The following is a 14,240-nucleotide window of genomic DNA, read 5'->3' as shown; positions in this document are numbered from 1 at the left end:
GAGGAACATGAACATGAACGATTACTTAGTAAAAGCTCTTGCCTACAATAATCAGGTACGGGCTTATGCCGTGAGAACAACGGAAACGGTAAGTGAAGCCCAACGGCGTCATTATACCTGGCCCACAGCATCGGCTGCATTGGGACGTTCTATGACGGTCGGCGTCATGCTGGGAGCCATGCTTAAAGATGAGGATAAACTGACGATCAGAATCAACGGTGGCGGGCCTATCGGCACTATTCTTGTCGATACCAACTCCAAAGGTGAAGTTAGGGGTTATGTAAAAAATCCACAAACCCATTTTGAGCTTAATCAGATAGGGAAATTAGATGTCGCCAGAGCTGTAGGAACAGATGGAGCGCTCATTGTATCCAAAGATATCGGCTTAAAACACCCGTTTGTTGGACAAATCCCTCTCATATCGGGTGAGTTGGGCGAGGATTTCACATCTTATCTCGTCCAATCCGAACAAATCCCCTCTTCTGTAGGAGCGGGAGTTATTGTTAACCCGGATAACTCTATTCAGGCGGCTGGAGGTTTCATTATTCAGCTGATGCCAGATACGCAGGAGGAAGTTATCAGTTTTATCGAGAGACGCATTGAGAGCATTCCAAGCATCTCCGCAATGGTCATGGAAGGTCTTACGCCAGAGCAGATTCTGGGTCAGATTTTGGGAGAAAGCAACCTGAACATACTGGAAACCATGCCTGTACAATTTCATTGTCCCTGCTCAGAAGAGCGTGTTACCAATGCCATTATCAGCTTAGGGAATAAGGAAATAGAAGATATGATCCATACCGATGGACAAGCTGAAGCTCATTGCCACTTTTGTAATGCACACTACCATCTCACCAAAGAAGATCTCGAAGGGATGCTGGAAACAAACATCATTTAAATATGGGTTGTTCCCAAAAAGTAGGTCTAGCTACTGGGGAACAGCTTTTTCTTTCCCAATGCTTCCGACGATTTCTTTATCCTAAATACGGTAGACTTGTTCATGATGTAAGTGATAATGTTATATTATTCCAATCACCTGAGATGAGGTGCGCTATGCTTGAAAATGATACGCATGAAATTCTGGCTTATTATGATGGCGGTGCAGAAATAGGCAGGTTAGAGCGAGGCATAGGAAAAATAGAACTGGAAAGATCAAAAGAAATCATTTCACGTTATCTCAGCGAGTCTACTCATGTTATTTACGATATCGGCGGCGGTGTAGGGGTCTATTCTTCGTGGCTGGCGGAGCTGGGATACGAAGTTCATCTATTTGATCTATCTTCCCAAGCCATTGAATTCGCTCGTCAGCAGCAACTGAATAACCCCATCATCAGTAAGCTGGAAACCGCGGATGCCAGAAATCTTCATCGTAAAGATGAAAGCGCGGACATCGTGCTATTGATGGGACCTTTATATCATTTAACGGAACAGAAGGAACGAGTAAAAGCACTACAAGAAGCGGCGCGTGTCTTAAAGAAGGGCGGAACGCTGATTACTTCAGCTATTTCCAGGTTTGGCTCGCTACTGTGGGGGCTATCGTACGACGAGCGCAATACCATTGTGGAGGAAGATGCGTTCATGGATATGGTCAGACAGGAGCTGACAGATGGTCAGCATGTACGACCGGCGGCCTATCCCTCTTTTATCACACGGCCCTACTTTCATACACCGGATGCCTTGCGCGCAGACTGGCAGGCGGCTGGATTGCCGAAGCCTCGTGTACTGGGCGTGGAAGGACCCGTCTGGATTGCACCCGGATTTGAGGAAAAGTGGGCGTTTCCTTCCCATCGCAGCCGTTTGCTGGATATAGCACGGCAGGTTGAAGAGCAGGAATCTGTGATCGGTATGAGCCCGCATATGCTTGCAGTCGGTACCAAGTCTTGAAGCTCATCACCTCTACAACTATGGAGAGATATAGCCTATGAGAAGACGTAATCGTTACATCGTTAAGTCTGCAATCATTCTGATCGCAGCTATAATCGGAATGGTTTATATCGTAAATCTGGATACCTCTTTTAGAAAAGTCGTTTTGGATCGCATGGATACAGCCAAGATTAATACTATTCTCATTAGTAAATCGCCAGACTATACAGACCAATTGGTAAAAGACAAAAATGAAATTCAAAGTATCCTCAATGCTCTTGCTGAAATGAAATTAAGAAAATCCAGTGTATTAGATAAAGGTCTTAATTCTGTATACATGCTCAGTATTTTCGTAGATCACGAAAACGAAAGGGACTTATTTGGCATAACACTGTATGACCAAAACTATATAGAAATATATGATGAAACCAAAACGAAAAATAAAGTTACTTCCTATAAAATTACGAGTGATTATGATGTAGAGCCCATTCGTAAACTATTCAAATAGGCCACCAGATATGGCGGCCTTCCTCTATTGCATTCTATCCTTTTATTCAATCGATTCAGCAAGAGTACGAGCAATCTGCTCGCTGTTTGCTTCCTTATAAATAAAATCATGATAATGTGGCTGATGGATGTCGATCCATCCCTTCTCGATTGCCTTCTGATAATAATGTCGTGCGCGTTTTTGTTCACCCGTCAAATAAAACATGCAGGCGGCATTCCAATATAGCCCCGCATCTCCACTCCAATCTCAGCCTTGATCAAGTGCTTGTGCGTAACTCCAGGCTGAGCGGGCGTAATCAGGTGCTACACCATATTCTATATTGCCATGCATATAATAGTTCCCGTTCACCAGAAGATTGTTTAAGGGAAGATTCCATCCAAACAGAACCGGAAAATCCGCAAGCACTGTAAACCCTACAGATAAGGCTGTTCTTTGAGAAGCTATATTATCGGACCAGCACTGCCAGCCGACGCTGTCGATCCCCCGTTGTTTGGCCAGAGAAAGCGCACCGAGAGCTACCTTTCGGGCCCATCCTTTTTTCTGATAGCTCGCAACAGTTTGAATGCCTAACTCACACTCTTGACCCACGACCCAATCGGTCAAGCACCAGCTGACAATGGCCGGGCCTTCCTCCGTATGTTGAATGGCAGCGCATCCAAATCCATTTTTTTCATAAGCGGCTTGAGAGGGCCAACCGTCCAGGATCTCATGAATGATATCCTCAAGACCCGCCAGATGCCGCTGCTTTAATAGTTCACGATCTATTGCTACGATATCCTCCCCAAGCGGGCTAGCTATACCGTCTAAATGCTGAGTAAACGTCATTCGGCCACTCTTCATAGGCCGTACATCCTTCATCACGGTTTCAAGAGCAGCTTCCCACTTCTCATCTGCCGGGTAATATAGCACATAGTCTAATTTTCCTTTAAATGCAAGTTGAGGTAATAGGATTTCTTGAAGCAACATGTTGATTTCTTTAAAGAAGGCTTTATTGTCCGGACTTCCTCCCAGAAAAATGCCTTGGGGGTTGCTCAATACAGCGGTATTCCCATCATTAGATAAAAAAATTCTACCCGGTATGATGCCGCTAATGACACCTTGAATCGATATGTGATGCTTCATTGTATCAAAAAGACCGAATGCCTTATAAAAATAAGATTCCGCGAGTTCCATTTCTTGAATCATGTGATGAGCACACATTTGTCTGTTTTGCCTCCCATAAGCCTATGAGAGATTCTTATTCATCTAAAGACATAAACCTCTCATAAGCTTTTTGATTTGTTTGTTCGTATTCAAACATCATCACTCCTTTAAACGTATTAGAGGATTAGGCTCTAAGATGGTCTGTACTTGATGCCTCCGCTTCATTATGGATAACACATACAATTCGGTCAAGTGTACTTTTGGTAATAAAGATGGCCTCGGCTGCACTGTTGAATAGCTTCTGTGTATAGGCTATTGTAAGTACAGGAGACTTTTTCCAGATAAACTGAACTACAGGAGGTCGTTTTTCTTGATGATCATTGAACTGGTGGCCATTATTTCTACTGCTGTCTTATCTACGTTTTTTTCCTTTCGATACCGCTTGTGGAGACAACTATAGTGAGAAGTGAACAAGAGATGCTGCATACCATTCTCCAATTTTCTCAAGAGGACGAACGGGTGCGTGCCGTGATTATGAATGGTTCACGCGCTAATCCACATGCTCCACGAGACGTTTTTCAGGATTTTGATATCGTCTTTCTCGTATCTTCCATGGACAGCTTTATTCAGGAACGTCGCTGGATCAACCATTTTGGTGAATTGATCATTATGCAGACGCCCGATGAGCATATGGAACCTACTTCGACGCCCCATGATCGCTTTGTTTTTCTCATGTTATTTACGGACGGCAATCGCATAGATCTTACACTCTACCCTGCGAATAACATCGCCAATTGGACCCGAGACAGCTTAAGTGTACTGCTGCTGGATAAAGATGGACTGGTGGAGCCTTTCCTACCGCCAAGTCTTCAAGATTATAAGACGATACCTCCAACTGCCCAAGTCTATGCGAATTCCTGCAACGAGTTCTGGTGGGTCAGTACTTATGTAGCTAAAGGATTATGGCGACAGGAGCTGCCCTATGCCAAATTTATGCTAGATCGGCCTGTAAGGGATGCGCTTCACTTGATGCTGGAATGGCATATTGGTATACGAACAGACTTCACTGCAGATCCGGGTAAACAGGGAAAATATTTCGAGAACCATCTTGAGCCTGAACTTTGGACGCTCTACATCCAAACGTTTGCGGATGCAGATTATGAACATATGTGGCAGTCTCTTTTGATCATGGGAAATTTATTTAGAGAAGTTGCCTTGGAAGTAGCGAACCATTATGGTTACGAATATCCGACTCTGGACGATCAACGTGTTACGAACTATCTCCATCGCGTAAAAGCTCTCCCAGCAGATGCTAAGGACATTTATTGATAAAAAACCAGTCGGCACTTAATTTATATGTGCTAGGCTGGTTTTATTTTTATACTCTAAGTTATTCGGTCAGAACCCGGTCACCTCTGCTCGCAGGCTGAGAGATAACCAAAAATTCAACATCCTCATTCGTTTCATTAAACATTTGATGAGGTACCATAGGAGGAACCTCACACCCTTCCTGAGATCCTAATTGGATTTGTTCACCATCCACTTCAAGTACCGCTGTACCTGATAAAATAAAGAAAAATTGGCGTGCATGATGATGATAATGTCTGACCTCATGAGTATTTCCGGGCATCCGCTCATGAATAATACTCAAATCCTTATTTTTCACTAAGCGCCAACCATCACATTGATCTCCCCATATATAATGTTCAGCATTATTTTTACTTATTTTCATATTGAACTCCTCCTTTTTGCAATTACAGTTTTATTTTAAATATGAATTCATAGAGCTACAATCTTATTTTTAAAAAAACGGCGGGACAAATGTAAAAAGCACTCCGACTTAGTCAGACTGTTTTTTATATATCCGCCTCGATAATTTCCTCCAACTTAATCCAGCTAAAATCCTCTTCCCCACGGGACAGCTTCACTTCTCGCCGACTTGTGTTAATCACCGTGACCAGTCCACGCAGCTCCTCATCATCAAATGGATTGAACACTTTTAGCGTAATAGGCTTACGTTCGTTATAGGATACGATGATGGCCTGTTCAATCTGCTGCATTTCCTGATCGTCCAGTGTCGGTTTGCCGCGCCTACCTTGCTCCTTCATCAGTCTTAAATATGCCTCCCGATGCTCAGGCAAAATCATGCGCGAGCTTTCCCATATGCCATTTCCTTCAAGCTTTTTCCCCATCGTAAGCCCCTCCTATGCTGTTCTGGTTACCGGATGCCATGCCAATACATGATCTAATCGAAAAACACGTGGCTGGCCTGTCTGTAAACAGGTGGCTCGTATCAAGCCATTCTGCACACGATGCACCTCGATACGCCGATGAGACAGTTTGCCCTTCCGATCCAAATACACGATTTCCACGATCTGCCCCACGTATTTTTCCAACATGATCCTTCACTCCTTATCAGAACGTTTGTTTGTATTATATGCGAACATGCGTTTGATTATCAATGTAAAAAAATCCCCTGAGGGATTTGACTCTCTCAAGGGAATTAAAATTCATAAGTGGATAGCTTAATATCTTCTTTATTCAAATCTTTCAGAGGATGGACAGGGCCATTCCAATAAGTGAGAATATCAAGCGGCTCATTAGTACCATGTTCTTTTAAAGAAAGAGATAATTCAAGTAATAAATGGGGAAGTTGATAAGAGCTTGTTAAAAACTGATATTCCTCTGGGCTTTCACAGTCTTCTGCTCGATAGAACACAAAGTATCCCTCGGTATGATCCCCAATGAGTACAATATAGCGAGCAAGAAACATAATTTCGCCATTGGAAAAAGGAATGGAATATGTCGAAGCAGAGATCAAATCTGTCTCTAATCCCTCAATTCGAAGGGTGAGTTCATTGTTAAGAGCATCCATTCTTTCTCTTTGTTCGCTGACGAGTTGTTCATAATTTACAGGGACAAGCCCTCCTTTCTTGATCGTAGCGATCAGTTCGTCTATAAATACTTTTTGAGACAACACTCGATTGCTCATTCTATTCATCTCCATATTCGTGAAAATAAGCATGGAATTCCTGCTTCTACATGTTCAATAATTATGTATTAAAAATCTTGATTCATTAACTATCAAGCAATTTTGTGACTGCATTCACGACCCTTTCCATCTCAAATGGCTTAACAATAAAGTCTTTTGCACCTGCCTGAAATGCTTTTATAATCGCTTCCTGCTGCCCCAAAGCAGAACACATCAAAATGTTGGCTTGGGGATCAAGTTCTATGATCTTTTTAACAGCCTCAAGCCCGTCCATCTTAGGCATATTAATATCCATGGTGATTAAATCGGGACGAAAGTGTGCGTATTTCAAAACAGCATCATACCCGTTTTCTGCTTCCGCAATAACAGCGTGACCTAAATCCAAAAGAATATCTTTAAGTACAGAACGCATAAACAAAGAATCATCCACTACTATAACTGCTGCCAAATTAATCTCTCCAATCCGTTGTCAAATGATATGCACGCCCAAACTTCAATATCGGTGAAAAAACTGGTAAAATTAATAGAAAGAATCTGTAAAAATAAAAACGCTACCAATGAATTATAAAAGAAATTTGAAACTAGCTACTACAGAATTAGTTTTCAAAAAAACGTTTCACAATGACGTAAATCATTTCTGAAAAGCAAATTACAAAGGACTATATATCTACTGTATCTTGAGCACTAGCCATAAAAGCACAATCTTCTTGGATAGTTATAAAAAAACTGACGTCGGTATCATTCCGACGTCAGTTTATAAACTTATTCGTTTAGCATTTCTTATTCATTCAGAGCTTTTTTCAAAGCCTCCAGATTGTTTTTCATCACACCAAGGTAATCCAGGTTCTTCTGTTTGTCTTCATCCGTCAATCCTTCGAGCGGATTCAGTACATCGGTTTTTGAACCGATTTCAGTAGCTACGGTCTCAGCGACCTTCGGATCAACAAGAGTTTCGAAGAAAATCGTTTTAACATTATTTTCTTTAGCAAATTTGATAATACCCGCCAGCTTGTCCGGTGTAGGCTCTTGCTCTGGAGATAATCCGGCAATGGGTACTTGGGTCAGACCATATTGCTTAGCTAAATAACCAAAAGCAGCATGCTGCGTAATAAAGTCTTTACGTTTTACATCTTTCAGACCTGTTTTGAACTCGGTATCCAGCTCTTTCAGCTTGGCGATATAAGCATCAGCGTTTTTCTCATAATCAGCTTTGTTTGCTGGATCGGCTGCTACAAGCCCTGCTTCAATGGACTCCACTTCTTTTTGGGCCAAGACTGGATTAAGCCATACATGAGGGTCCATCACATGATCGTGATCATGGCCTTCCTCTGCATGTGCTTCTTCTCCTTCTTCCTCCTCAGCGGTGCCTTCCATCAGGTTTAACCCTTTGCTCGCTTCAACTACAACACGCTTATTATTGGACGTGCTACTCAAAGCCTGTTCTGCCCAGCCTTCGACGATACCGTTATAAACAAACACGTCAGCATCCTTTACCTGTGCCATATCTTTGGCGCTCGGTTCCCAGTCATGCGGCTCAGCACCAGCAGGAATCAACGCGATTACGTTAGCATGGTCTCCAGCAACTTGCTTGGTAAATTCATACATTGGATAAAAAGTGGTGACCACATTCAGCTTGTCTGCTGTTTGTGCCGCATTCGGCTCGGTTTGGGAAGCGTTTGTAGCTGTATTATCAGATTTGGCTCCGCAGCCAGACAAAATAAGTGCTAGTCCCGCAGACAATACAAATGATTTTTTGAACCATGTATTCATATTCATTACTCCTTTATCCGTTAGATTTTTTAGTTATTCTCACTGTAATTACACTCACTGACCTGCCGCATTCTGCCGTCGGGAAGCTTGTTGCTTGCCCAGCTTGCGGACCAGCTTTTGTATACCAGCTCCTACAATCAGGAATAATAACAGCACCATGGCAATTGTCCCCCCTGGGGGTGTACTAAGTTCATACGATGCCGTTAAACCCATAAATACGCCGATCAATGCAGTGACCATAGATATCCAGATGGCTGCCGCGAAGCTCGGTGCAATTCGAATCGCCAGCGCTGCAGGGAGCACGATGAGTGAGGAGACAAGCAGCACACCGACAATCGGCATTGCAGCAGCTACAATCATCCCTGTTAAAATACTAAATGCAAATGAGATGGACTTGACAGGAAGACCGTTGGTCTTCGCCGTTTCTTCATCAAAGGTAATCTGATACAAAGGACGCCGGAATACAAAAAAGAAAATACCTCCGATGACAGCCACAACGATCATCAACATCAGCTCTGTCTGATTGACAGCTACTACCGAACCAAATAAATAAGCGGAAAATCCTTTGTTGATGCTCTGATTCAGATTCATTAAAATAACGGCCGTCGAGAGGCCACCTACCATAATAATAGCCACAGATATCTCACTATATGTTTTATAAGACCTGCGGACGTATTCAACGATAATCGCGCCGATTACGGCAACAATAAATCCGGTTATCGTCGGGTTAATGCCTAAATAGGCACCCGCTGCCACCCCTGCCAGCGATACATGCGATAGCATGTCCGCCATGAGAGCCTGACGCCGCAGCATCAGGTATACTCCAAGCACCGAGGCCAGCAGTGCAATTACCCCACCGGCACAAAATGCCCGCTGCATGAAGTCGTAGTGCAGCATTTCCATCCGCCATCTTCCTTCCTTTCAAGCTCAATAATTCGATCCAGATAATGTTGTACTTCCGATAGTCCATGGGTCACCATGACCACGGTTCTTCCATATTCCTTAACCTGCTGATTCATCAGATCGTAGAAGTGGTAGCGGCTTTCCTGATCCATGCCGGTCGTGGGCTCATCCAAAATGAGCAAATCGGATTCCTGAGCGAGTGCTCTCGCCACACAAATACGTTGCTTCTGTCCACCGGACAATTCGCCGATTTTACGGTGACGCAAATCCCACATGCCTACCTGACGCAGCGCCTGCTCCGTCAGATCATGATCCTCAGACCGCATACGGCGTAACCAAGAGCCATGAGTATATCTTCCTGAACGGACAAATTCCAAAATCGTACTTGGAAATCCGCCATTGAAGGCGGCAATTTGTTGGGATACAAATCCAACAACGAGCTTTTTGCCTTCACCTGTACGATTAGACATGAACACCTTGCCCTTCCAAGGCTGAAGCAAGCCGAGCAACAGTTTGAGCATGGTTGACTTGGAAGCACCATTCGGTCCGGTAATGGCTACAAATTCTCCCGAAAAAATTTCAACATTGGCATCCACCAAGTTAGGAACATCTCCGTAGCCAAATGTGACCTGTTCCAATGAGGCCAATAACATGACGCAAATCTCCTTTTCCTTTAAAAAGCCTGGAGCCATCTGAGCAATCATCCTTTGCGCAGATTCTCCAGGTCGTTTATGATCATTAAACCATCTACCGTAATTATTACGATTTGGTGATAAAAAAATAAGCGTTTGATAAACGTAACCTTTACGCATTAGCAAGTTTAACAGTTTAGGCAAGGTTCGTCAATGATTTGGCAACTCTTTTGTTTGTTTACTTCACTTTGTCCGGGTACAAGCCTGCAGCCAAGGTTTTCAGTGCAATTGGTGCACGCACGCCTTCAGCCGCCGCGGACAATGGCAGGACTATAAAGCGTTTATTTTTGATCGCTTCCACACCAGCTAATGCAGGCTTGCTCAGGAGTAGCTTCTCTTTATCCGCCAGTGAAGTATCTCCATAGTCGAGAATGACAATGACGTCAGGATTACGGTTCACAACCTCTTCCCAGCTTACCTCAGTAAAACTTTTGTCGATATCATCAAAAATATTTTTCGCCTTCACACTTTCAATCAAAGACGTTAGATAATTGTTGGCAGCCGTAAAGGGCTTGTCTTCTCCGCTGTCATAAACAAACACCTTGGGTGCCTGTTCAACAACACCAATTTGAGTCTGAATGGACTGCACTTGTTCACGCATTTCATTTACCAGCTTTTCTGCACGCTCCTCAACCCTAAAAATACGCCCAATATTTAGTATATCCTGATATACATCTTCTAATGTGGGGCCCGACTTATTTGAGGACTCCTGTATATAGGTCAGCACCCCTTGTTTGGCTAGCTCCTCACGGGAACCCAGATTTTTATCATTAAAGGCACTCTTCCAGCCCGCATAGGCAAAATCCGGTGCAGCGGCCATAAACACCTCTTTGGACGGATATTGTTCGGCCAGTACCGGGATTTTGTCATATTGAGCCTTATATTTTGGCAAAATCTGATCATCCAAATACGCAGTTCCTACCATAGAGGATTCCAGTCCAAGAGCCAGCATAACCTCAGTCGCGTGCTGGTTCAGTGTAACCGCGCGTTTAGGCGCCTCGGGAAATGCCATTTTAACGCCCATGTTCTCAAGCTCTACCGACGTCTCCTTGGTTGCTGATTGGGATGCGGCAGGTTGCTGCCCGTTTGCGGATGGATCGCTTGTTTGGGCCGTGTTTCCTGCTGCACAGGCTGATAAAAACAGCATCATTGCCAAAGCGAGCATAACCAGCGGTAACGCGGGCCTGCTATATCTTTTCATATGTACCGTCTCCTCTTTTATTTGTAGTTAATCTTACCTCATCGTATCGCCTTTTCTGTTAACATCATGGATGGCCTCCTCTCCTGAGAGAATCCGGTAAGAAGGTAATATTCGGCTTTCCGGTTTTTGGATGAATGCAGATTTCTGTCTCGACCCCGAATACACTCCACAGCAGGTCTGGCTGAAGCACATCCTCTGTTATGCCGGAGGCTACCACTTTGCCTTCTTTTAATACATACATTCGATCACAATAAAATGCCGCTAAATTCAAATCATGCAGTGCAGCTAGCGTAGTTATCCGAAGTGTTTTGACCAAATCCAGAATTTGCAGCTGATACCGGATGTCCAGATGATTCGTCGGCTCATCCAAAACAAGAAATTTCGCCTGCCCGGCCAAAGCTCTGGCGATCAATACCCGTTGCTTTTCGCCGCCAGACAAGGTGGCAAAGCCCTGATCTGCCTGAGCATTCATGCCTACCCGCTCCAGCGCCTGCTCGACCAGTTCATGATCGACGACAGTATCTGCTTCCAACAGTTTCTTATGCGGATGGCGACCCATCAGGACGATGTCCCGTACTGAGAAATCAAACGTTTGCGGCGCATCCTGACTCACCACTGCCATTTGTCGGGCCGTCTCTTTATACTTCATCCGCAGCATATCCTGGCCATCCAACGTAACTACACCACTATCAGGCTTTAGCACACGATACATATTTTTGAGCAACGTTGATTTCCCGCTGCCATTCGGACCGATCAATCCGACTAGCTCCCCTGCTTTTACCTGGAGACAGATGCCGTCGATCAGCCGTTTGTCGTGAATACTGAAGGTCACGCATTCGACTTCTATATTCATTTTTCGCCTCCAAACGAGTAGGAACTACGACGCAGCAGCCACACAAAAAAAGGTCCTCCGCACACAGCCGTCACAATACCAATCGGTAGCTCCTGTGGAGCCAGCACAAGCCGGGCACATACATCAGCCCACACGACAAAAATAGCTCCCGCCAACAGGCTGACGGGCAGTACACGCCGATGATCTGATCCCACTACCAGCCTAACGATGTGCGGAATCATTAGTCCGACAAAGCCAATCGAGCCACTAACGGATACGACTGCCCCGGTTAAAAGAGACGCCACCACAACCAGTAATACGCGGAACGCCTGTACGTTCACACCAAGCGTTACTGCGGTCTCTTCACCCGTTAGCAAAGCATTCAGCGACCGGTATCGGGTCAGAAGCACAGCCGTTCCAACGACTACAATAAGGCTTGGAATGAAAAGCGTGTCCCATTGAGCACCTGCCAGACTTCCCATCATCCAATACATCGCGTCACGAATGCCTTTTTCATTCGGGGCCATCGTCACGATAAAGCTAGTCACAGCCGACAGCATCATAGACACCGCCACCCCTGCCAGCAATAAGCGGGTCGTCGATATGCTCCCAGCTACACGGGCTAACGCGAACACCATAAGCATTGCAGCTAACGATCCTATAAAAGCAGATAAAGGCAGCGCAAGTCGTCCTAAAAACCCGAAAGCTCCGAACACAATTACCAATGTGGCTGTCACCGAAGCCCCAGACGAGACACCTAAAATATAGGGATCCGCTAACGAATTACGAATTAATGCCTGTATAGTCGCCCCTGTAACAGCTAGTCCTGCTCCTACGATGACACCTAACAACACGCGTGGAAAGCGGATTTCCCAAACGATATATTGCTCAGGCTTGGTCCATGTCACGGGTATCCACTGGTCCAGCCAGGGAAGATGGGACAGTGCAATTCGCCATATCGTCCCCGGTGCGACAGCTACAGGGCCCAGCATGACCGCGAGTGTGACCGAAAGCAACAGCCCAGCAGTCAGCAGCAGAATTGTTGTAAATCCCCAAGTAGGCTTGCCCGCTAGGTGTGCACGAGAATGATGTTGTGATGGATTAGGTCTTGATGGATTAAGGTGACTCGTTCTCGAAGTCATGAATTACTCAATGGCTTTTCGGCCGCTTCCAGCTTTCTCAATTGTTCCTCGATCTCGGAAGCAGAGAAATTCTCACCCATGACAACCGCTACATCGTTCACTGGCTTTTGCGGGCGGATCGGAATGATTTCCAGCTCCCGATAGGCAAATTGAAACATCATCTGACCCTCTGATTCCAGAAACCGCACAATTCCTTTGGCCCGATAAATTTCAGCTGGCAAACTGCGGAACAACTGTTCAAACTCGTAGCGTGGCACAGGTTGTCCAAAAAAATGCGTGTGAACAACTACATGGTCGTAGGAATGATAATGCTCCCCATGTTCGTGTTCGTGGTCATGGTCATGAGACTGATGATCTGTATGGTCATCATGGTCATACGTGTGCAGATGATTTTCCAAATGAGGATGTTCACTCTCAATATCAACTGCGGATTCCTTATGTCGCGAAACATCCATACGCTCCTCTCCTTGAGTGGAGAAAAAAATTCCAGCGTCCACGTCACTTCGTTGCGTGCTCACAGTCAAAACATATGGATTTAACTCTTTTACGAGGGCCTGTACTTTCTGTAACTCGCCCGCAGCCAATAAATCGGTCTTGTTAATAATCAGTTTGGAAGCGCATCGAAGCTGATCCTGCATCAAACGAAGCGATTTGCTTCTCTCGTTCCCCGAGGCAAAATCCAAAAATTGACGCGCGTCTATGACCGTGATAACGGATTGTAATATCATAGTAGAATAAATTGAGGCGTCTGTCACTGCATCTACAATCTCCATCGGGTTAGCCACTCCGGTACATTCTACAATAATCACGTCCGGCTTATATTCCTCAGCAAGATTCATGAGCTCGACGCCCAAGTCCCCGCGAATGGTACAGCATATACAGCCACTGAGCATTTCCTTCATGGGTGCTTGTCCATTCACCAAACTACCGTCCAGATTAACATCACCCAACTCATTCATCAAAATGGCTGGCTTGAGACCCTTTTCCTTGTAGTAAGCCAGCGCATGCTGAAGAAGAGTGGTTTTACCGCTACCCAAAAAACCGGATAAAACAACAATCGGTATCATATAACCCCTCCTTGTCTTTGCAACATTTAATATGGATCGTACCTTAAAAATTTCCTTCTTGCAATCATTTATCGGATTTTAATCGTAATAATTACTATTAATGAGTATAAATATATATGAGCATGCTCAG

Annotated in this window: 18 protein-coding genes; 4 read left to right on the top strand and 14 right to left on the bottom strand. The window is 44.7% G+C overall.

Annotation, left to right across the window (positions count from 1 at the left end; translation table 11 throughout):
• Positions 1-13: 13 nt before the first annotated feature.
• The 3 genes from hslO (at position 14) to ACYCS5_RS26065 (ending at position 2,368) form a co-directional block, all read left to right on the top strand.
• Complete coding sequence (gene hslO / locus ACYCS5_RS26075; protein WP_318626561.1) at positions 14-895, top strand: Hsp33 family molecular chaperone HslO; 882 nt, start codon at positions 14-16, stop codon at positions 893-895.
• Positions 896-1,050: 155 nt separating this feature from the next.
• Entirely contained in the window at positions 1,051-1,881 is an 831-nt protein-coding gene (locus ACYCS5_RS26070) for a class I SAM-dependent methyltransferase (protein WP_459760331.1), read from the top strand.
• 37 nt (positions 1,882-1,918) lie between these two features.
• Positions 1,919-2,368: a DUF5301 domain-containing protein gene (locus tag ACYCS5_RS26065; RefSeq protein WP_459760330.1), complete on the top strand. Its 450-nt coding sequence runs from the start codon at positions 1,919-1,921 to the stop codon at positions 2,366-2,368.
• A 42-nt stretch (positions 2,369-2,410) separates the two neighbouring features.
• Here ACYCS5_RS26065 and ACYCS5_RS26060 read toward each other — a convergent pair whose 3' ends face one another.
• Positions 2,411-2,572 (bottom strand): hypothetical protein, encoded by a 162-nt coding sequence (locus ACYCS5_RS26060; protein WP_340955343.1) that lies wholly within the window; start codon positions 2,570-2,572, stop codon positions 2,411-2,413.
• Between the two features lie 42 nt (positions 2,573-2,614).
• On the bottom strand, positions 2,615-3,568 hold the full coding sequence (locus ACYCS5_RS26055; protein ID WP_459760329.1) for a GNAT family N-acetyltransferase: 954 nt from the start codon (positions 3,566-3,568) through the stop codon (positions 2,615-2,617).
• Between the two features lie 402 nt (positions 3,569-3,970).
• Here ACYCS5_RS26055 and ACYCS5_RS26050 point away from each other — a divergent pair, with 402 nt between their 5' ends.
• Positions 3,971-4,840 (top strand): aminoglycoside 6-adenylyltransferase, encoded by an 870-nt coding sequence (locus ACYCS5_RS26050; protein WP_165147213.1) that lies wholly within the window; start codon positions 3,971-3,973, stop codon positions 4,838-4,840.
• A 61-nt stretch (positions 4,841-4,901) separates the two neighbouring features.
• Here ACYCS5_RS26050 and ACYCS5_RS26045 read toward each other — a convergent pair whose 3' ends face one another.
• The 12 genes from ACYCS5_RS26045 to ACYCS5_RS25990 form a co-directional block, all read right to left on the bottom strand.
• Positions 4,902-5,243, bottom strand: a complete 342-nt coding sequence (locus ACYCS5_RS26045) for a cupin domain-containing protein (RefSeq protein ID WP_069010190.1) — start codon at positions 5,241-5,243, stop codon at positions 4,902-4,904.
• 124 nt (positions 5,244-5,367) lie between these two features.
• Positions 5,368-5,703, bottom strand: coding sequence for a YolD-like family protein (locus ACYCS5_RS26040; RefSeq protein ID WP_029519167.1), 336 nt, complete (start codon positions 5,701-5,703; stop codon positions 5,368-5,370).
• A gap of 12 nt (positions 5,704-5,715) precedes the next feature.
• Positions 5,716-5,910 carry a hypothetical protein gene (locus ACYCS5_RS26035; RefSeq protein ID WP_013310131.1) on the bottom strand — a complete coding sequence of 65 codons (195 nt, stop codon included), beginning with the start codon at positions 5,908-5,910 and terminating at the stop codon, positions 5,716-5,718.
• Positions 5,911-6,014: 104 nt separating this feature from the next.
• On the bottom strand, positions 6,015-6,503 hold the full coding sequence (locus ACYCS5_RS26030; protein WP_459760328.1) for a hypothetical protein: 489 nt from the start codon (positions 6,501-6,503) through the stop codon (positions 6,015-6,017).
• An 85-nt stretch (positions 6,504-6,588) separates the two neighbouring features.
• Positions 6,589-6,951, bottom strand: a complete 363-nt coding sequence (locus tag ACYCS5_RS26025; protein WP_029519165.1) for a response regulator — start codon at positions 6,949-6,951, stop codon at positions 6,589-6,591.
• Between the two features lie 332 nt (positions 6,952-7,283).
• Positions 7,284-8,273, bottom strand: a complete 990-nt coding sequence (locus ACYCS5_RS26020) for a metal ABC transporter substrate-binding protein (protein WP_459760327.1) — start codon at positions 8,271-8,273, stop codon at positions 7,284-7,286.
• A 54-nt stretch (positions 8,274-8,327) separates the two neighbouring features.
• Positions 8,328-9,176: a metal ABC transporter permease gene (locus tag ACYCS5_RS26015; RefSeq protein WP_029519163.1), complete on the bottom strand. Its 849-nt coding sequence runs from the start codon at positions 9,174-9,176 to the stop codon at positions 8,328-8,330.
• Positions 9,122-9,829, bottom strand: a complete 708-nt coding sequence (locus tag ACYCS5_RS26010) for a metal ABC transporter ATP-binding protein (protein ID WP_039273487.1) — start codon at positions 9,827-9,829, stop codon at positions 9,122-9,124. The genes ACYCS5_RS26015 and ACYCS5_RS26010 overlap by 55 nt, the downstream gene beginning before the upstream one ends.
• 217 nt (positions 9,830-10,046) lie before the next feature.
• Positions 10,047-11,069, bottom strand: a complete 1,023-nt coding sequence (locus ACYCS5_RS26005) for an ABC transporter substrate-binding protein (RefSeq protein ID WP_459760326.1) — start codon at positions 11,067-11,069, stop codon at positions 10,047-10,049.
• Positions 11,070-11,133: 64 nt separating this feature from the next.
• Positions 11,134-11,922, bottom strand: coding sequence for an ABC transporter ATP-binding protein (locus ACYCS5_RS26000; protein ID WP_029519160.1), 789 nt, complete (start codon positions 11,920-11,922; stop codon positions 11,134-11,136).
• The gene (locus tag ACYCS5_RS25995) at positions 11,919-13,043 is read right to left on the bottom strand and encodes a FecCD family ABC transporter permease (protein WP_029519159.1); all 1,125 of its coding nucleotides are present in this window, start codon (positions 13,041-13,043) and stop codon (positions 11,919-11,921) included. Before ACYCS5_RS25995 ends, ACYCS5_RS26000 begins: the two co-directional genes overlap by 4 nt.
• Positions 13,040-14,110, bottom strand: coding sequence for a CobW family GTP-binding protein (locus ACYCS5_RS25990; RefSeq protein ID WP_029519158.1), 1,071 nt, complete (start codon positions 14,108-14,110; stop codon positions 13,040-13,042). The genes ACYCS5_RS25995 and ACYCS5_RS25990 overlap by 4 nt, the downstream gene beginning before the upstream one ends.
• Between the last annotated feature and the right edge of the window lie 130 nt (positions 14,111-14,240).

This window comes from Paenibacillus sp. SEL3 (assembly GCF_054602585.1).
This window is presented reverse-complemented; position numbering and strand designations above follow the sequence as displayed.